18 protein-coding genes and 1 tRNA gene are annotated in these 18,546 nt (G+C 66.9%); 13 read left to right on the forward strand and 6 right to left on the reverse strand.

The features are described from left to right. Positions 1-19 precede the first annotated feature (19 nt). Positions 20-1,066, reverse strand: a complete 1,047-nt coding sequence (locus ACZ5AC_RS02700; RefSeq protein ID WP_464249425.1) for a PilZ domain-containing protein — start codon at positions 1,064-1,066, stop codon at positions 20-22. Positions 1,067-1,205: 139 nt separating this feature from the next. Continuing rightward, a complete protein-coding gene (locus tag ACZ5AC_RS02705; RefSeq protein WP_464249426.1) occupies positions 1,206-2,087 on the reverse strand; it encodes a radical SAM protein in 882 nt (293 codons plus the stop codon). 131 nt (positions 2,088-2,218) lie between these two features. Between ACZ5AC_RS02705 and ACZ5AC_RS02710 the strand changes: the two genes are divergently transcribed. Next, positions 2,219-3,769 carry a DUF2868 domain-containing protein gene (locus ACZ5AC_RS02710; protein WP_464249427.1) on the forward strand — a complete coding sequence of 517 codons (1,551 nt, stop codon included), beginning with the start codon at positions 2,219-2,221 and terminating at the stop codon, positions 3,767-3,769. Further along, on the forward strand, positions 3,766-5,169 hold the full coding sequence (locus ACZ5AC_RS02715; RefSeq protein WP_464249428.1) for a GTPase/DUF3482 domain-containing protein: 1,404 nt from the start codon (positions 3,766-3,768) through the stop codon (positions 5,167-5,169). Before ACZ5AC_RS02710 ends, ACZ5AC_RS02715 begins: the two co-directional genes overlap by 4 nt. A gap of 14 nt (positions 5,170-5,183) precedes the next feature. Here the strand turns inward: ACZ5AC_RS02715 and ACZ5AC_RS02720 are convergent, their stop codons facing one another. Genes ACZ5AC_RS02720 through ACZ5AC_RS02730 form a run of 3 tightly spaced genes read right to left on the reverse strand, consistent with a single transcriptional unit; the run spans position 5,184 to position 8,733 of the window. Next, positions 5,184-5,906 carry a 16S rRNA (uracil(1498)-N(3))-methyltransferase gene (locus tag ACZ5AC_RS02720; protein ID WP_464249429.1) on the reverse strand — a complete coding sequence of 241 codons (723 nt, stop codon included), beginning with the start codon at positions 5,904-5,906 and terminating at the stop codon, positions 5,184-5,186. Further along, positions 5,906-6,988: a glycine cleavage system aminomethyltransferase GcvT gene (gene gcvT, locus ACZ5AC_RS02725; RefSeq protein WP_464249430.1), complete on the reverse strand. Its 1,083-nt coding sequence runs from the start codon at positions 6,986-6,988 to the stop codon at positions 5,906-5,908. The genes ACZ5AC_RS02720 and gcvT overlap by 1 nt, the downstream gene beginning before the upstream one ends. Before the next feature lie 32 nt (positions 6,989-7,020). Beyond that, positions 7,021-8,733: a hypothetical protein gene (locus tag ACZ5AC_RS02730; protein WP_464249431.1), complete on the reverse strand. Its 1,713-nt coding sequence runs from the start codon at positions 8,731-8,733 to the stop codon at positions 7,021-7,023. Between the two features lie 201 nt (positions 8,734-8,934). Between ACZ5AC_RS02730 and ACZ5AC_RS02735 the strand changes: the two genes are divergently transcribed. Continuing rightward, the gene (locus tag ACZ5AC_RS02735; RefSeq protein ID WP_464249432.1) at positions 8,935-9,966 is read left to right on the forward strand and encodes a GAF domain-containing protein; all 1,032 of its coding nucleotides are present in this window, start codon (positions 8,935-8,937) and stop codon (positions 9,964-9,966) included. 15 nt (positions 9,967-9,981) lie between these two features. Beyond that, positions 9,982-11,007 (forward strand): rod shape-determining protein MreB, encoded by a 1,026-nt coding sequence (gene mreB / locus ACZ5AC_RS02740; RefSeq protein WP_464249433.1) that lies wholly within the window; start codon positions 9,982-9,984, stop codon positions 11,005-11,007. Here the strand turns inward: mreB and ACZ5AC_RS02745 are convergent. Next, positions 11,004-11,519 (reverse strand): NUDIX hydrolase, encoded by a 516-nt coding sequence (locus ACZ5AC_RS02745; RefSeq protein WP_464249434.1) that lies wholly within the window; start codon positions 11,517-11,519, stop codon positions 11,004-11,006. The two genes, mreB and ACZ5AC_RS02745, sit on opposite strands and share 4 nt — an antisense overlap. Positions 11,520-11,551: 32 nt before the next feature. Between ACZ5AC_RS02745 and rimI the strand changes: the two genes are divergently transcribed. The 9 genes from rimI to pth all read left to right on the forward strand — a co-directional run bounded on the left by rimI (position 11,552) and on the right by pth (position 18,474). Continuing rightward, positions 11,552-12,013: a ribosomal protein S18-alanine N-acetyltransferase gene (rimI, locus tag ACZ5AC_RS02750; protein ID WP_464249435.1), complete on the forward strand. Its 462-nt coding sequence runs from the start codon at positions 11,552-11,554 to the stop codon at positions 12,011-12,013. 50 nt (positions 12,014-12,063) lie between these two features. Continuing rightward, entirely contained in the window at positions 12,064-12,549 is a 486-nt protein-coding gene (locus ACZ5AC_RS02755; RefSeq protein WP_464249436.1) for a peptidylprolyl isomerase, read from the forward strand. A 3-nt stretch (positions 12,550-12,552) separates the two neighbouring features. Beyond that, the gene (locus tag ACZ5AC_RS02760; RefSeq protein WP_464249437.1) at positions 12,553-13,539 is read left to right on the forward strand and encodes a YheT family hydrolase; all 987 of its coding nucleotides are present in this window, start codon (positions 12,553-12,555) and stop codon (positions 13,537-13,539) included. A 136-nt stretch (positions 13,540-13,675) separates the two neighbouring features. After that, a complete protein-coding gene (locus tag ACZ5AC_RS02765) occupies positions 13,676-15,097 on the forward strand; it encodes a DegQ family serine endoprotease (RefSeq protein ID WP_464249438.1) in 1,422 nt (473 codons plus the stop codon). A 41-nt stretch (positions 15,098-15,138) separates the two neighbouring features. Next, entirely contained in the window at positions 15,139-16,023 is an 885-nt protein-coding gene (gene ispE, locus ACZ5AC_RS02770; RefSeq protein WP_464249439.1) for a 4-(cytidine 5'-diphospho)-2-C-methyl-D-erythritol kinase, read from the forward strand. A gap of 93 nt (positions 16,024-16,116) precedes the next feature. After that, positions 16,117-16,192 (forward strand) — tRNA-Gln (locus tag ACZ5AC_RS02775). Between the two features lie 20 nt (positions 16,193-16,212). Then, positions 16,213-17,157: a ribose-phosphate diphosphokinase gene (locus tag ACZ5AC_RS02780; RefSeq protein ID WP_464249440.1), complete on the forward strand. Its 945-nt coding sequence runs from the start codon at positions 16,213-16,215 to the stop codon at positions 17,155-17,157. A gap of 50 nt (positions 17,158-17,207) precedes the next feature. Further along, a complete protein-coding gene (locus tag ACZ5AC_RS02785) occupies positions 17,208-17,798 on the forward strand; it encodes a 50S ribosomal protein L25 (protein ID WP_464249441.1) in 591 nt (196 codons plus the stop codon). 79 nt (positions 17,799-17,877) lie between these two features. Then, on the forward strand, positions 17,878-18,474 hold the full coding sequence (gene pth / locus ACZ5AC_RS02790; protein WP_464249442.1) for an aminoacyl-tRNA hydrolase: 597 nt from the start codon (positions 17,878-17,880) through the stop codon (positions 18,472-18,474). Positions 18,475-18,546 lie beyond the last annotated feature (72 nt).

Raw genomic sequence — 18,546 nt, forward strand, 5'->3', positions numbered from 1 at the left:
AGTGAAAAACGTCTGGCCTCTAAACGATTTCGCGTTCCCGGTAAAGCTCCAGATGCCGCTTGAAAACCCAGGTGACCAGCTCGTCGATGCCGTTCTCGGGCTCGATCTTGACCCAGTCGATAGTCTCCCCGCCGTCGGAGGAGCAGCACTCCACGAACTCGTAGCCGAGCATGAACTGGCCGTTGTCCACGTCCTGGGTCTTGGTGCGCAGGCGCGCGGCCAGGAAGTAGGGGGGGACGGACAGCCCGCCGGCGGGTTCGAGTTCCAGGCGCATGAAGAGTATGGGGTGCTTGGAGACGAAATCCTCCAGTCCCGCGTAATGCGCCGGGTCGAAGGAGAGCTTGATGCCGCCGCCCGAGAGGTCCAGCACGTGCATTCCGGCGTGTTCGCCGCGGGTGTACGTTGCCAGGGGGGCGGGCCAGTTCTGCGGGTCGGGCTCGAAATGGAAGGAGCCGTCCTCGGCGGCGGGCCAGACCCGAAAATCCTTGATGTCCCGGGGCGGCAGCTCCAGGCGCAGGTGGCGGCGCTTCTGGCCCAGTTCGACCTTGGGCGGGGTTTCGAGCACCAGGTGATGGAACTCCCCTTTGCGGTGCACGGCCCGCACCGCGGACACGAACGTGTAGAAGTAGGGCTCCCTGTTTTCGCGCGGGATGCGGAAATAGCAGGCCATGAGCCTGCCGATCCAGCTTTCCGACGGCGTCACGCCCAGGGGCATCTCGAGCGTCACGCCCTCGGGGGAGAGGTCGATGAGGGAGCAGGAGATGGTCTGGCGGGAGGTGGCGATGGGGTGGAAGCTCGCATCCACGCGGCTGCGCATGAGCAGGGCCTTTTCGAGGATGGCCGAGATCTCCCGCGGCGCCGTGGTGGTTCCGGACCGCTGTCCTCCGCCGCCCGCGCCTCCCCTACGCCGCAGGAAGGCGTAGCCCAGGAAGGCCGCGGCCACCAGCGCGGCCGTGGTCATGAGGAAGCTCCCCTCCGGCTGGTGTCCGCCGGGCTCCATCGCGTTGGCGGGAAACTGCCGCATCAGGCCGTCGGTCGAGGCCTGGAGAAAGTTGATGTCGATCATCGGTGCATGCTCGCTGGAGGTTGTGCGGTCCGGCGGTCCGGCTGTTCGCCCGAGGGCGCGTTTTCATCGTCTACATGAAGGTTGGCCGAAGCGAAAGAGGCCATCTGGGCGTCCCCCGGATTATCCATTGTCCGTCATCTCAGAGCAGGGACGGCATGGGCCCGGGGCCGGAAGCGTCCAGGACGCCGCACCCCAGCAGTTCGTCGAGTTCGGCCAGCAGGGCCTCCCGGTCGCGGGGCATCCGGCCGGCCATGGGCAGGACGTTCGAGCCGTGGTCCGCCCGGAAGACCGTGCGCCGCAGGTCGAGGCCCGCCAGGATGGCGCGCGCCTCGCGCACCGCCTCTTCCTCGGTCAGCTGCCGGAACCTGCCGCTTGCGATGCGCCGCTCAAGGGGCGTGCCCGGCACCGGGACCAGGCGCAGGAAGGACAGCAGGTCCGGCTGCATGGCGTTGACGGCCGCGGCGGTCTCCCGCGCGTGGACCGCGGACAGGTCCCGGCCGCCCAGACCCACGAGCACCATGACCGACACGGTCAGGCCCGCTTCCCGGGCCCGCCGGCAGCCCCGGACCATGTCCTCGATGGTCCCGGCCTTGGCCATGTTCGCGAGCACCTGCGGCGAACCGCTCTCCAGGCCAAGGTAGAGGGTGTGCAGGCCCGCGCGCTGCAGGCCGGCCAGTTCTGCGTCCGTTTTCGCCGCCAGGGCCTGGCCCGAGGCGTAGCAGTTGACGCGGGCCAGCCGCGGGAAGGCCGCGCGCAGCGTGCCGATGATGGTGTCGAGGGTCGGCGCGGGCAGGGCCAGAACGTCTCCGTCGGCCAGGAAGACGCGCCGGGCACCTGGCTGCAGGAAGGCCGCCTGCGCGACGGCCCTCTCGATCTCCTCCGCGCCGTGCTCGCGGTAGGGCACGCCGCGGTACATGGCGCAGAAGGCGCAGGAGTTGTGGGGGCAGCCGTCGGCCACGCGGATGAGGACGCTGGCGGCTTCGGCCGGTGGGCGGAACATGGTGTGTCCGGAGTTCGTCATGGCATCGTCCGGTCCATGCGGCCGCGGCATCGGCGCGGCACATGACCATTTTCGGGATTTGGGTTCCTTCGGGGTTGAGCCCCTCCGGCAGGGCCGTGCTAGCGGTTCGCGCATGCGTTGACAAGGTCCGGATGGCGCGCCTTCCCGTCTTTTGCCATCCCGGCCCGGTGCTGGTATGGCTGACCGTCATGAAACACGGCATGCGCCTCGGCGACTTTCTCGATCTGGAATGGTTCCTGGAGCAGGACAGGCTGGCCGACCCCGCCGCGACCCTGCAGCGCGACCGCAGGCTCGGGCTTGAGGCCCAGGCGGCCTCCGTGCCCGCGGAAGGCTTCGGCATGTTCTGGCTGCGCCGACGCCGCGCCGGCGCCGGGACGACGCCCGCGTCCGCCCTGGCGTCGGGCCTGAATGTCCTGCGCCTCGTCCTGGCCGTCGCCGGCCTGCTCGCAGGGGCGTCGCTGGTCCGCGGCCTGCTCGCGTATTCCGGCGCGGAGCCCGTCAACGCTTCGGTCTTCCTGCTTCTGGCCGTCTTCCCGCAGGCGGCGCTCTGCCTGCTGGCCGCGCTGCTTCTTGCGGCCAGGACCATGGGGATGGGGCAGTTCCGCATCCCCGCCCGTCCGCTGTTCAGCCTGCTGTGGCGCAGGCAGGGGCGGCTCGGGGCGCAGGCCGGCTTCCTGCGCTCCCTTTTCCTGGCGCAGGGCTGGCCGGCGCGCATGCTGGCCTGGGAATGCCTGGGGCTCCTGCACCTGGGCGGGCTGTGCCTGGCCGTGGGCTCCTTGGCGGGGCTGCTGGTCGGCGTGACGGTCACGGACCTGGCCTTCGGCTGGCAGTCGACCCTGCAGGTCGGTGCGCAGGGCATGCACGCCCTGGCGTCCCTGCTTGCGCTGCCCTGGTCCTGGCTGCCCGCCCAGTGGGGGCTGGCGCCGACCCCGGGGCAGGTCGAGGGCAGCCGCATCGTCCTCAAGGAGGGCATCTCGACCCTGGCCAGCGCGGACCTCGTCGCCTGGTGGCCGTTTCTGGCCATGTGCCTGCTGACCTACGCCCTGCTGCCGCGGCTCGTCCTGCTGGCTTTGGCCCGCCACGTCCTGCGGCGGCTGGAAAGGGGCTTTGCCCATCCCGCACTGGGGCGCATCGCGGACCGCATGCGTTCCCCCCTGGTCGGAACCCCGGATTCCGCGGAGCCCGTGTCCAGGCCGCTGCCCCTTCGGACCGCGACGGCCGGTGAGGCGGCTGCGCCGGCCGGCCGGGCCGGGGTTGACGAGGCCGGGTGCGTGTTCCTGCTGCCGCCGGAACTGGAGGGGCGCGTCGCCGGGGAGGATCTGGCCGCCACGGCGCTGCGCGTCGGCGGCGAGCGGCCGGTGCGCGTGGTTGCGGCGGGCCTGGAGAGCGGCGACGTGGGGCGGGTCCTGGGCGAGTGCGCCGGGCTGGAATGGACCGGTGGGCGCGAACGCTACATCGTCCTGGTGGAGGCGTGGCAGCCGCCCATCAGGGAAAATCTCCAGGCCCTCGAAACCCTGGGGCGCGACGAGACGGGAGGTCGCAGCCTGACCCTCGTGCTCTGCGGCCGGCCCTCGCACGGCCGGTGGCTGACCGCGCCGTCCGCCGTGGACCGGGAAGTCTGGTCCACGGCCGTCGAACGGCTCGCCCCCCTTCGCGTCGACATCTTCGGAGCTGCAGAATGAGCGACATTCCGGTATTCGCGGTCATCGGGCACCCCAACGAGGGCAAGTCCTCGGTGGTGGCCACCCTCGTCGAGAACGACGCCATCCGCATCAGCGCCCGGCCCGGCGAAACCGTGGCGGCCAAGGCCTACCCGGTGTCCATCGACGGCCGCGAGGTCATCGCCTTCGTCGACACGCCGGGGTTCCAGAACCCCGTGCAGACCCTGGGCTGGTTGCGCAAGTTCCCGGGCCCCGAGTCCGAGCTGCTGCATGCCTTCCTGGCCGAGTTTGCCGACGACCCGGGCATGGCCCACGAATGCGAACTCCTGACGCCGGTCATCGCGGGCGCCGGGATCATCTACGTCCTCGACGCCTCGCGGCCCATGCGGCAGGTCGACAAGGCCGAGATGGAGATCCTGCGGCTGACGGGCCGTCCGCGCATGGCCATCCTCAACTGCAAGACGGGCGAGGAGGAGTTCCTGGAGGAATGGAAGGCCGAGCTGCGCCGACATTTCAACATGGTCCGCGTCTTCAACGCCCTGCGGGCCACCTTCGCCGAGCGCCTGCGTCTCCTGGAGAGCCTGCGTGCCCTGGAGCAGGATTGGGAGGGGGCCCTGGGCCGGGTCGTGGACGCCTTCGCCCGCGACTGGAAGCGCCGCAACGCCGAGTGCGCGGCCCTGACCGTGGACTTCCTGCGGCGCGTCCTGACCATGAGCGAGTCCGCCCCCCTGGCCGAGGACGAGGACCGGGCCGCCAAAGAGGCCGTGCTGGCCAGGCGGCTGGAGGAGCGCATCCGGGCCGAGGAGGGCCGCCTGCACGACCAGGTCTGCCTGCAGTTCCGCCACGACAGGCGCTCCTTCGCGCTGCCGGAGCAGTCCGTGCTGCGCGAGGACCTGTTTTCGACCACCACCTGGACCGTCTTCGGCCTGGGCAGGACCCGGCTCGTGGCCGCGGCCGTGGCCGCCGGCGGCGCGGCCGGGGCGGCCCTGGATCTGGCCACCCTGGGTCACAGCCTGGGGCTCTTCGCCGGCGTGGGCGGCGCGGCGGCGGGGCTGGCCGCGCTGTTCAAGGGGGAAGGGCTGGTCAGGGGGCGTCTCATGGGCATGGGTATCGGCCGGCGGCGCGTGCAGGTAGGGCCCTTGGGGGCGGTGCAGTGGGTCTACATTCTGCTGGACCGCTTCCTCATGCACTACTGGTACGTCATCCACTGGTCCCACGCCGTGCGCGACAAGGATTTCCTGCCGGTCCCGGCGGACGGCGGCAAGCAGGGCCTGACGGGCACGTGGGACCGCGAGGCCAGGGCCCTGTGCGCTGAGTTCTTCAAGGCGGTCAGGGACGGCGGCACGGACCGGGGCATGGACCTGGAGGAGGATCTGCGCAGGCTGCTGGAGGGGGAACTGGACCGGATGTCGAGGCTGTAGGGCGCGGCGGGGGATTATCTTCCGCTGGCGGCCCAGAGGTGCAGGGACAGGACGAAAGTCGCGGCGGTCTCGAAGCGCAGGATGCGGGGGCCCAGGCCGACCGGGGTGAAGCCGTGCTCCATGAAGGCGCGGGCCTCCCTGTCCTCCAGTCCGCCCTCGGGGCCCAGCACCGCCACGCAGCCCTGGCGGGTCGCCAGCGCGTCGGGATCGACGAGACGCGCGTCCTCCCTTTCCCAGCACAGCACTTTCGAAGCCATGCCTTCGGCGGCCCGGACGACGTCGCCGGGACCGGCGAAGGTCCGGATTTCCGGCAGCCACACGGCGCCGCACTGCTTGGCCGCGGCGATGAGCTGTCGTTCCCAGGCTTCCTTCCCGTCCTCCGGGACCTCGCCCTGGGACCTGGCGGCCTGCCAGAACCACACGGCCGACGCGCCGAGCTCCACGGCCTTTTCCAGCAGAAACCCGCGCCGCAGCCCCTTGGACCAGCCCACGGCCAGGACCAGGGGGAAGGCCGGCGCGGGCTCAGCGTGCTCTTCCAACAGACCCAGGCCCGCATCCCGCTTGCCGATCCTCTCGATGCGGAAGAACCCCCATCGCCCGCGGCCGTCGAAGAGCCGCACCGTGTCCCCGACCCTGGCGCGCAGCACGCGGGTCAGGTGGCGGGCCTCCTCGCCGTCCAGAACGAAAGGCTCCCGCCACAGGGCGGGAGCCAGATGGAAGGAGTTGAGGCGCGACATCAGCCCAGCTTTCTGCGGGCCGTGCCTGCGGTGAAGAAGGGCATGTCGACGCGTACGGCCTCAAGGCTCGTCCGTGCGCCCTTGACGGTGAAGGACGTCTCGTCGGCCATGTCGGCGCGCACGTAGGCCATGGCCACGCAGCAGCCCAGGCTCGGCGCGATGGAGCCGCTGGTGACCGTGCCGACCCTGGTCTCGCCGACGAATACCTCGTCGTAATGGCGGGCGCTGCGGCGGCCGTCGATGCGCAGGCCGATAAGCTTTTCTCGCACCGTTTCCAGGCCGGCCTTGCCGATGAAGTCGGCCTCGCTCTTGAGCATGGCCCCGTAGCCCGCCTCGACGGGCGTGTGTTCGGTGTCCAGGTCCTGGCCGTAGAGGGGCAGGCCCACCTCCAGGCGCAGGGTGTCGCGGGCGCCGAGGCCCGCGGGCCGCACATCGGGGTCTGCCATGAGGCTGTCCCACAGGACCTGCGCCTTGGCCCAGGGCAGGTAGAACTCGTAGCCCAGTTCGCCCGTATAGCCCGTGCGGCTGACGATGAGCCGAAAGCCCTCGAACTCCGCCTCGCGGAATCCGAAATAGCCCAGGGTCGCCCAGTCGCCGGGGATGACCCTGGACAGGACGTCGAAGGACGCCGGGCCCTGCAGGTCGATCTTGGCGATGCCGAAGCTCTGGTTGACGAAGGTCAGGTCCTTGGGGATGCGCGAACCGATCCAGGCGAAGTCGGAGTCGATGCAGGCGCCGTTGACCACGAGCATGTACTTCTCCGTCTCTAGGCGGTAGACGATGAGGTCGTCCAGCACGCCGCCCTTCTCGTTCAGAAGGAAGCCGTAGCGGCATTTGCCCGGGGCCAGGGTGGCCAGGTTGTGGGTCACGACCCGGGCCAGGGCGTCGGTGGCGCCGTCCCCGGCGAGGAGAAACTCGCCCATGTGGGAGATGTCGAAGATTGAGGCGGCGGCCCGGGTGTGCTTGTGCTCCTCGAGGATGCCCACGTACTGGACCGGCATGTCCCAGCCCGCGAAGGGGACCATCCTGGCGCCGTTTTCCTTGTGCCAGGCGTGAAGGGGGGTGGTCAGCAATTCGGACATAGGTGTATCCCGCTGTTAAAGGATGAGGAAAATCATGCTTCGGCCCTTGTTTTGCGTATGGCCTTCAGTTCGTCAACAAGGGAGACGAGCCTGCGGTAGAGCTTCTTGATGCGCAGGCCGTTTTCCGTGAGATCGTCGTCCTTTTCCCGGACGTAGGTCCGGATCAGGTAGCGGTCGTTGAGCATGGCCTCGGCGAAGTGGATGGCCTGGCTGATGAGGGGCTTGAAAAAGGTCGCGAACTCGAACTTGAGCTCCGAGATGAGCGCCGTGGCCAGGGTCAGCGTTTCGAGATACGAGATTCTCCTGCCCTTGTGGAGCCGGTCCTTGAGGTCTTCGAGCTGCTTGATCTTGCGGGCCTGCTTGATGAAGCTGTAGGAGCCCCAGACCTCCTGGTAGAGGTCGCGCAGGTCGTCGAACTCGTCGGTCAGTTCCGGGTCCGAGAGGTAGCCGTCCAGGACGTGCACGATCTCGGCGTAGAACTCGTCGGAGTAGGCGATCATGCGCCGCTGGTGCTTGCAAAGCCACGAGTGCAGGAACTTGAGCCGGTTCGCGTGGCTCTCGGTGTTCTCCACGAGCTCGTTGCGCTTGTAGACGGCCGTGCCGACGAACTCGCCACGCACGATGTCGTTGAGCTTGAGGCTCATGGTGTAGGTGTCCTTGACCAGGTTGACCGACGTGCAGACCCGGCCGGTCAGGGGGTGCACGATCTCCTGCCGCAGCACGGACAGGGCGCGGTCCTGGCGGACGTTGTTGGGGTCGAACTTGTGCTGGCTGTAGACCACGCGCAGGATGACCACCCGTTTCCTGCGGTCCAGGAAGAACCCTTCGCTTTCGAGAAAATCGAGGGTCTCCGCGGCCCTCGTCTCCACCGGCACCAGGGCGACCTTCTCCACCTGCGGGTAGGGCTGGCCCGGCCCGGTGCTGAAGATGGAGGTCAGGGTGCGGTCCGACTGGCCCAGGGCCTTGATAAGGAAACGCTCGCCCATCTTGTGCAGGCGCCGGGCGAAGATGGCGGCCGAGGTCTTGCGTTCCGAGGAGATGGGGTAGCCGTACAGCTCCATCAGGAACTGGTACACGAAGTCGCGGTTGCGTTCGTAGAGGATGTTGTCGTCGGGCCGGAACTTGCGCGCCTTGAGCCCGAACCGCTTGAGTTCCGTGTCCAGGTCCGAGGGCAGGGACGCGTAGATCCCCGAAAGGTAGAACTGCCCTTCGCGGTCCAGGGACATGACATGGGCGCGGTCCATGCGGGAGAGATAGCCCACGAGCAGGCTGTAGCTGGCGATGTCCGAGATCTGGCGGTCCTGGGTGTCGGCCCGGAACTCTTCGCGCAGCTCCCGGGGCAGGTGGGCCAGGAACGCGTCCAGGTTGCTGACGTGCAGGGGGCTCTCCAGGACGCAGCTGTCGCCCGCCACCCGGAGGTCGGGGTCGCGGCAGGTGTGCAGGAGGTCGAACTGGAAGACCTCGTTGAAATAGTCCAGGGGGCGTTCGAAGGCGACCATGGAGAAACCCGGGAGCTCCGGGTATTCCGTCAGGTTCGGTTCGAAGGAGGGGAGCAGGTCGCGGGCGTCGACGAGGGGATAGGCGCGCTGTTCCGCATAGGGCTTCAGCAGGCAGTGCCTGATGTGCACGTAATCGAGAAACGTCCGCAGCTCCCCCAGGCTGCGCAGGGGGGATTTCGGCAGCAACTGCCCGTTTTTCAGGGCTGCCAGGGCGGGAATTTTCGAGAAAGCTTTGTGCCAGGACATGCGGACGGCCAACTATCCCATTGTGTTTGTTACCGTTGTGTGTAGACTGTGTGGCATGTTTTGCCCTGTCCGTAAACTGGATTTTCCAGATGACAAGACCCGTGTCGGCACTGTTGCCGCCGGTCACGTTTCCCTCTATGTCCGTCTGACCGGATTCGCGTCCGGCTCCGTCCCGGACCGCAGCAAGAGCGCACGCATCACATGACCACGACCAAATACCCGTCCCTGAACAGGCTGCTGGAAAGCATAGGAAGCGTCTTCGACGCCTATTCCGTCGTGCTGTTCTGCCGCAATTCCGAAGGCCGCTTTGACCTGAGCGCGTCATTCAGCCTGGGGGATTCCATCCGCAAGGACTTGTGCATCGACCCGGGCTACGGCCTGGTCGGCTGGATCCTGAAGAACAACGCGCCCCTGGCCGTGGAGAAGTTCGACGAGAAGAACACGTTCCTGGGCTACTACGGCTCGGAGCAGGAAGAACAGATCAAGGTCTTCGTGGGCTGCCCCCTGCCCGGAGGCATGGGCGCGCTGTGCATGGACAGCAAGAAGACCTACGCCTTCACCTCCAAGGACCAGCGCGTGCTGTCGCTGTTCGCCGGGGTGGTCGCGGCCATCGTCGACGACGTGGGCGCAGCCGGCGTCTCCAGCCGCGAGCAGGCCCTCTACGGCGTCATGCAGCAGGTCCACGCCCTGCGCGAGAAGCACCCGCGGTGGTCGGATTTTCTGAACCGCTACCTGGCCCTGCTGGCCGGGGCCTGCGGCTACGAGTACTCCTTCCTCGTGGTCAGTGACGAGTGGGGCGACAACTACCTGCTCGAAGGCAGCAACAAGCCCTTCATGCCCGAAAACGTGGCCGCCCGGCAGACCTTCAGCACGGGCAGCGGCCTCCTGGGCTGGGTCTTCAAGAAGAACCGGTCGATCTTTTTCGGCGACGGCAAGAGCGAACTGGGGCGCACCCCGCTTTTCGGCCGCGACGTCCCGGGCCCGGCCCTGAACACGCTGCTGGCCCTGCCCCTGAAGGTGCACCGGCGCTGCCGCGGCGTGCTCGTCTTCGGCGACCGCGAGTGCCGCGTCATCGACGAGGAAATCCGCGCCTTCGCCAGGATGGCGGCCGACTACCTGGCGCTTTTCCTGGAGAACCTGTATTTGAAGAACAAGGTCAAGCAGCTCGCCCCGCCGATCCTGGCGGAATTCGACGAGCCCTCCGAATCCGACAACCCCGACTCACATCCGTAAGCAGGTAGGGCCTTCATGTTTTTCAGCAAGCTTTTCGGCTTTCTCGGCAAGAACCTGGCCATGGACCTCGGCACGGCCAACACGCTCCTGTACTCGCCCAAGGACGGCATCGTGCTCAACGAGCCCTCGGTGGTGGCACTCGACGTGCGCAACGACTCCATCCTGGCCGTGGGCCGCGAGGCCAAGGAATACCTCGGCCGCACCCCGGACCGCATCAGGGCCGTGCGCCCCTTGAAGGACGGCGTCATCGCCGACTTCGAGGTGACCAAGGCCATGATCTCCTATTTCGTGCGCAAGGTCATCACGGGCATGCGCATCGTCAAGCCGCGCATGGTCATCTGCGTGCCCGCGGGCATCACCCAGGTCGAGAAGCGGGCCGTGGTCGAGTCGGCCCTGCAGGCTGGCGCGCGTGAGGTCAAGCTCATCGAGGAGCCCATGGCCGCGGCCATCGGCGCCGGGCTGCCCATCCACGAGCCGCGCGGCAACATGGTCGTGGACATCGGCGGCGGCACCACGGAAGTGGCGGTCATCTCCCTCTCGGCCGTGGCCTACTCCGAGTCCGTGCGCATCGCCGGCGACGAGCTCAACGACGCCATCCAGCGCTACGTGCAGGACGAGTTCCAGCTCCTGATCGGCGAGAACATGGCCGAGGCGGCCAAGATCCAGATCGCCTCCGCCGTGCCCCTGGCCGAGCCCCTGCAGTACCGCGTGGCCGGCAAGAATCTCGTGGACGGCAACCCCAAGTCCGTGGTCCTGACCGACTCCCACGTGCGCGAGGCCATCAGGGAGCCCGTGGCGGCCATCGTCGCCGCCGTGCGCCGGGCCCTGGAGAAGACGCCGCCCGAGCTGGTGGCCGACATCGCCACCAACGGCCTCCTGCTGGCCGGCGGCGGGGCGCTCCTCAAAGGCCTGGACAAGCTCATCACGCAGCAGAGCGCCCTCATGGTCCACATCGACGACGACCCGCTGACCACGGTGGTGCGCGGCACGGGCCGTTCCCTGGAGGACGAGGCGACCTTCTCCAAGGTCTACATCAACTAGGCGCGTTCGTGCAGGCGGGTCCGCCAGACCGTCAGCAGGTCCGGCGAGAGCTGTTCGGGGAAGGAGAAGACCAGGGCGTCGAGTTCGTCCCGGTCCACGAAGAGGAAGGAGAGGTCCCCGGCGAGGGCCTGCACGGCCTGGTCCGGCAGTTCGGCCTCGAAGATTTCGACGATCTCGGCGCCCGTCCCGGCGCCCTCGGCCAGGGTGCGTACATGCCGCAGACTGTCCCCGAGATCGGCCGCGGCCGCGGGCAGACGGTTCTGGGCCGCCTCCTCGGCCGCCTCGTCGGCGCCGACATGCCCGCTCCCGGCCACGTCCCAGCGCCCCGGGTGGAGGGGGTGGTCGGCCGGCAGCCTGCGCAGGGCGAGGCGTCCGCGGCGGTCCGTGATCAGCAGCAGGACCCCGCGGTGCGCGAGTCCCTGCGCATGGACCTCCTCGGGGGACATGACGGCCAGGGGGCGGTTCTCGGCATCCACCACGTAAATCCTGTCCGGACTCGATTCCGTCGACATGGGCACCCGCACTTTTTTCAGGATTGAACACGATGCTCGACACCGGCCTGCACACCCGCCCGCTCGGACCCGGCGACGCCCTGGCCCTGGCCGGCCTGGAAGCCGCCGTCTTCGACGACCCCTGGGACGCCGGGCGGTTCGAAACCCTCCTGGGACAGGACCGCTTCTTCGCGGCCGGGGTGTTCGAAGGCCCGCGCATGGTCGCCTATCTGACCGCCTACATCGTGGCGGGCGAACTGGAAATAGTCAATGTCGCCGTGGACACGTCCCGCCGCGGGCAGGGCATCGGCGGGACGCTCTTGCGGTACTGCCTGGAGCGGGCGCGCATTCTGGGCGCGCAGCGCGCGGTGCTGGAGGTGCGCAGCGGCAACGCGGCGGCCCGGGCCCTTTACAAAAGCTGCGGTTTCACGCAGGCCGGGCTGCGCAAGGGCTACTACGCCGACAGCGGCGAGGACGCCCTGGTGCTGGAGTGGCCGGCCCCGCACGCTCCCTGAGGCGCCGGGTCGGCGTGCAACGAATGAAACACATCCAAGGAGAAACCATCATGATAGTCATGGAAACGTCCATGGGGACGATGAAGATCGAATTGTTCGAGGACAAGGCCCCCATCACCTGCGAGAACTTCCTGAACTACGTGCGCGACGGGTTCTACGATGGGACCATCTTCCACCGCGTCATCCCGAACTTCGTCCTGCAGGGCGGCGGCATGACCGAGGGCATGCGCGAGAAGCAGACGGGCAAGCCCATCAAGAACGAGGCCGACAACGGCCTGAAGAACGTGCGCGGCAGCCTGTCCATGGCCCGCACCCAGGTCGTCGACAGCGCGACCTCCCAGTTCTTCATCAACCTGCGCGACAACGCCTTTCTGGACCACGGCGCGCGGGACTTCGGGTATGCCGTGTTCGCCCGCGTGACCGAGGGTCTGGAGGTCATGGACGCCATCGCCGCCGTGCCCACGGGCAACCACGGCTTTCATCAGGACGTGCCCAAGGAGCCGGTCCTCATCACCCGCGTGTACGTAGAGGAGTAGGCCGTGGTGCGGCTGCGGACCGCCTTCCCCTTTTCCAGCGGCCACGTGCAGACGCTTTTCCCCCACGTTTTCCGGGTCCGGGCGCGGGTGCCGTACGAGCGCCAGCGCCTGGAAACGTCGGACGGGGATTTCGTCGATCTGGACTGGTCGCGGACGGGGTCGGACCGGCTGGCGCTCATCCTGCACGGTCTGGAGGGGCACTCGCGCAGCAAGTACGTGCTCGGCATGGCCAGGGCCGCCCGGCATCACGGCCTGGATGTCCTGGCCATGAACCACCGCAGCTGCGGCGGCGAACTCAACCGCAAGCCGACCATGTACCACTCGGGCTGGACCCGGGACCTGCATGAGGTCCTGCTCATGGTCGAGTCCCTGGGGCGCTACCGCAGCGTCGACCTGGTGGGCTTCAGCCTCGGGGCCAACGTGGTGCTCAAGTACCTGGGCGAGGACCCGGCGCAGGTTCCGGGCATCGTGCGCCGGGCGGTGGCCCTGTCCGTGCCGTGCGACCTGGAGGACGCGGCCGGGGCTCTGGAGCGCCCCGAGTGCGCCATCTACATGCGCTATCTGCTTGACCTGCTGCGAAAGAAGATTATCCGGAAGAGTCGGGTTTTTCCCGGTGTCTTCGACCTGACGGACATGCGCAGGCTGCGGACCTTTCGCCAGTTCGACGACAGGTTCACGGCGCCCATGCACGGTTTCCGTGACGCCCTCGATTACTGGCGGCGCTCCAGTTCCAGGCAGTTCCTGTCCCGGATCGAGCGCAGGACATGCCTCATCAACGCCGTCAACGACCCCTTCCTGGGTCCGCACTGCTTCCCCGTGGACGAGGTCCGCGCCAACGATGCCGTTTCGATGGTCATGCCGGAGACCGGCGGGCACGTCGGTTTCGTGGGTTCCGGGAGCCCCGGGTGGATGTACTGGTCGGAGTGGATGGCCATGCGTTTTGTGCAGGATCCGGACTGTTCCGATGTGCAAAATTGTGCCGTTCATTGATGTGCCGGCGCGTTCTTGTGCATTTTCGTGCACGCATGTGTACGCAGACCGTCCCGCTGCATAGCGCGGCCGGGGCGGCACGCCGGGTGGCACGGCTCATGCTTTTGCTTTCTCCTCGTAGCAACGGAGGTATCTCATGAAATACGCAATTCGTTCCCTGGCCTTGCTTTGCCTGTTCCTGGCGTCGGCCGCCACGGCCGCCCAATTGCCTGACTTCACGGACCTGGCCGAGACATCGGGCCGGGCCGTGGTCAACATCAGCACGGTCAAGGTGGTCAAGGGCCAGCCGGACATGCAGCAGTTTTTCCGCCAGGGGCCGCGCGGCCAGCACCCCTTCGGCGACTTTTTCGACCAGTTCGAGCGCTTCTTCGGCGAACAGGGGCGCGTGCCCCGCGAGCAGCGCTCCCTGGGATCGGGCTTCGTCATGTCGCCCGACGGGTACATCGTGACCAACAACCACGTCGTCGAAGGCGCCGATTCCATCAAGGTCAATCTGCGCGCCGACGGCAACGGCGAGGTGTCCTACGACGCCGAGATCGTGGGAACGGACAAGGAGACCGACCTGGCCCTGCTCAAGATCGCGCCCAAGGGGACCCTGCCGTACCTGGCCTTCGGCGATTCCGACGCCCTCAAGGTCGGCCAGTGGGTCATGGCCATCGGCAACCCCTTCGGCCTGGACCACACCGTCACTGCCGGCATCGTCAGCGCCAAGGGCCGGACCATCGGCGCAGGCCCCTACGACAACTTCATCCAGACCGACGCCTCCATCAACCCCGGCAACAGCGGCGGGCCCCTCATCAACCTCGACGGCCAGGTCATCGGCATCAACACGGCCATCATCGCCTCGGGGCAGGGCATCGGCTTCGCCATCCCCAGCCGTCTGGCCCGGCAGGTCATCGACCAGCTCAAGGAATACAAGACCGTCAAGCGCGGCTGGCTCGGCGTGTCCATCCAAGACGTGGACGCCAACTCCGCCAAGGCCCTGGGCCTCAAGGACGCCAAGGGCGCGCTCGTGTCCTCGGTGACGCCCGGCGACCCGGCGGACAAGGCGGGAATCAGGGCCGGTGACGTCATCACGACCGTGGAAGGGGTCGAGGTGGCCGACGCCGGCGACCTGACCCGCAAGATCGGCGACCTGCTGCCCGGCGCCAAGGTCGGCGTGACCGTGTGGCGCGACGGCAAGACCGAGAAGCTGATCCTGGTCCTTGGCGAGCGCAACGCCGAGAAGGTGGCGCAGGCCCGCCCCGGCGGCTCTCCCGAGGCCCCCGGTGAAGCCGTGCTGGGGCTGAGCGTGCGGCCCGTGACCGAATCCGAGGCGGGAGCCCTGGAACTGGGCCGGGCCATGGGCCTTTTGGTGGTCGAAGTGGCCGACGGCTCCCCCGCGGCTCAGAACGGCCTGGCCGCGGGAGACGTCATCCTGGAGGCCAACGGCAAGGCCGTGAACACGGCCAAGGCCCTGCAGGACGTCATCTCCGGCGACGCCAAGGAAAAGGGCGTCGTCATGCTCCTCCTCAAACGACAGGGACGCAACGTGTTCCGGACCATCCCGCTGTCATGATCCAAAAGCGCCCGGAAGGGCGCTTTTTTGCGAGGGCTAACATGTCGCAGGAGCTTACGGCCGGCTGTAAGGTCAACCTCTACCTGGACATTGTCGGGGTGCGGGCTGACGGGTATCACGAGATCGAAAGCCTCTTCTACCCGCTGCCCTCGCCCTGCGACGTCCTGACGCTGGCCGAGGGCGGGGAGGGCTTTCGTCTGACCTGCTCGGACCCTTCACTGGCCGCGGGCGAAAACATCCTGACCCGGGCCTACGAACGCTTTGCCGGGGCCACGGGTTTCGCACCCGGCCTGGCCGTGCACCTGGACAAGGGAATCCCCATGGGCGCGGGCCTCGGCGGGGGCAGCAGCGATGCCGCCACGCTGCTGCGGTGGCTCAACGGCAGGGCCGGAGACAAGGCTTTGAGCTCTGGGGAACTGGCGGACCTGGCCCTGTCCCTGGGGGCCGACGTGCCCTTTTTCCTGGACAACGTCCCGGCCTGGGTAACGGGCATCGGCGAAGTGCTTGAACCCGTGCCCGCGAGCCTGGACGACTATGTCGTTCTGGTCGTCTGTCCGCAGGTGCACGTCAACACGGCTTGGGCCTACAGGCGCTACGACGAGATGCTGGCGCAGGGACTGGTGCGTCCAAGAAAAGAGTTGACACTGAATTTTAGCCCTATTAAGAATCTTTGCTTCACGAAACCGCCCGAGCTCTGGAACAGCTTTGAGGAAGTCGTTTTTCAAGAATTTCCAGTGCTTTACGGTATCAAAGAGCTGATTCTGGATGGTTTTGCCGATGCATGTGTCATGAGCGGCAGCGGCTCCAGCTTCGTGGCTCTTTTTTCGTCTTCCGAGAATGCCGCGCGTTGCGCCGGCAGGCTGCGCTCCCTCGGGCACGCCTGCTTCGGCATTCGTTCCGGGAGGCCCGTGCGGCTGGATTCGTGAGGGTTTTCTGGTCGGGCTGCGGGTCGACAAACCTGGCGGTCTTTTTGTTTTACTCGGGGGAGCCGTAGGTCGGACAGGCCGGGCGACCTGTGTTGGGGCGTCGCCAAGCTGGCAAGGCAACGGGTTTTGGTTCCGTCATTCGGAGGTTCGAATCCTCCCGCCCCAGCCATACATTTTCAAGGAAAGACTATGCCACGCGTCGGTGAACTGAAAATCGTCACGGGGACCGCAAACCCCGCCCTGGCCGCCCGCATCTGCGATCATCTGGGCTGCAAGATCACCCCGTCCTTGGTCGACGTTTTCAGCGACGGCGAGATTCGGGTCGAAATGGGCGCCAATGTGCGCGGCGACGACGTGTACGTGGTTCAGTCCACGTGCGCACCGGTCAATCACAATCTGATGGAACTGTGCCTCATGCTGGATGCCTTGAAGCGTGCCAGCGCCGGCCGCGTGACCGCTGTGGTGCCGTACTTCGGGTACGCCCGGCAGGACCGCAAGGTCGTGCCCAGGGTGCCCATCAGCGCCAAGCTGGTCGCCGACTTCATCTCCGCGGCGGGCGTGGACCGCGTGCTGACCATCGATCTGCACTCGGGCCAGATTCAGGGATTTTTCGACAAGCCCGTCGACAACCTGTACGCCGCCCAGGTGCTGCTCGAATACATCCGCAAGCTCGGCGACAACCTCATCGTGGTTTCGCCGGACGCCGGCGGCACGGAACGGGCTCGGGCGTACGCCAAGCGACTCGGCGTCGGCCTGGCCATCGTCGACAAGCGTCGCGAGGGCCCCAACAAGGCCCACGCCATGCAGCTCATCGGCGACGTGAAGGGCAAGATCGCCGTGGTCCTGGACGACATGATCGATACTGCCGGCACCATGACCGAAGCCGGCAACCTGCTGGCCGAGAACGGAGCCGAGGATGTGGTGGCCTGCGCCACGCACCCGGTCCTGTCGGGTCCGGCGGTGGAGCGCCTCATGAGCTCGGCCTTTTCGCAGGTCATCGTCACGGACACCATCCCGCTCAACCCCAAGGCCGCGGCGAGCGACAAATTCAAGGTTATTTCCGTTGGCAGTCTTATTGCCAAGGCAATTCACAATATCCATTCCGAATCGTCGGTGAGCGTGCTGTTCAGCTGAACCTGTTCGGAACAGACCTATTTTTTAGTTGATGAATAAAGGAGAAAAGCATGTCTGAAGTCACTAGTTTGCAGCTGAAGCAGCGCGAGGAAAGGGGAAAAGGCCCGTGCGCCCGCTTGCGTTCCAATGGGTTGGTTCCCGGTGTTTTCTACAACTCCAAGGGTGAAAACATCTCCTTTACCGTAGACAACATGGCTTTGGGCAAGGCTTTCGAGAAGGTCCGCTACTCGAAGATGCTCGAACTGCACATCGATGTCGACGGGCAGGTGGAGAAGCGCAACGCCCTGTTCAAGAAGCTGGTCTCCCACCCGGTCAAGCGCCGCTATGATCACGTGGACTTCATCGGCATCGACCTCGACAAGGAAGTGCAGGTCACCGTTCCCGTCGAGACCGTCGGTCGCGCCAAGGGCGTCGTCCTGGGCGGCAAGCTCGAGATCCTCGAGGAGCGCGTCATGGTCCGCTGCCTGCCGACCATCATCCCGGACTCCATCGTCATCGACGTGGCCGATCTGGACATCGCCGAGAAGGTCTTCGTCGAGCAGCTGGTGCTGCCCGAAGGCGTCAAGGCCGTTTACGACCGCAACTATCCTGTCGTCACCATCCAGGCCGGTCGCGGCGCAAAGGCTGGCGAGGAAGAATAGTCCGTTCATTCCGGAGGCCCTGCCCGGCAGGGCCTCCATTCTCTCCGCCCTGTCCATTTCTCTCCCCTGACGGTTCCCCATGACGTACGACGGCCTGATTGTCGGGTTGGGCAACCCGGGTCCAAAGTATGCCCGGACCCGCCATAATTTCGGTTTTCTCCTTGCCGACCGCCTCGTGGCCCGTTGGGCCGCCGAGCCCGGCGCGTCGTGCGAGGCCAGGGGCGTGCGCGCCAAGGCCGAAGTGTGGGACGTGAGCGAGAATTACGGGGCCAGACGCTGGCTGGTGGTCAAGCCGCAGACCTTCATGAACCTGAGCGGCCAGTCGGTGGGCGAGATCTGCCGCAAGAACGGCATCGCACCGGAACGCGTCCTGGTCCTGCACGACGAGCTGGATCTGCCCCTGGGCACGGCGCGCTTCAAGTTCTCGGGCGGGCTTGCCGGGCATAACGGCCTCAAGTCCGTGGCCGCACATCTCGGGACACGTGATTTCGCCCGGCTTCGGCTGGGCATCGGCCGGCCCGAAGGCCCGGAGGCCATGGCCGACTATGTGCTGAAGGGATTTCTTCCCGCCGAGTGGGAGCAGGTAGGCCAGGTTCTCGATGCCGCCGTGACGGCGGTTCTGCAGTATTGCGGCGAAGGCCTGGACGCCGCGACGGCGCGTCTGCACGCGCGCTGACCTCTGGCTGACTTCAGAGCTTAGTGGACGCCGTTTCGATTTTGCGCTAATCTTTTTTTTCCATGCAGTCCG

The organism is Desulfomicrobium aestuarii, from assembly GCF_055385525.1.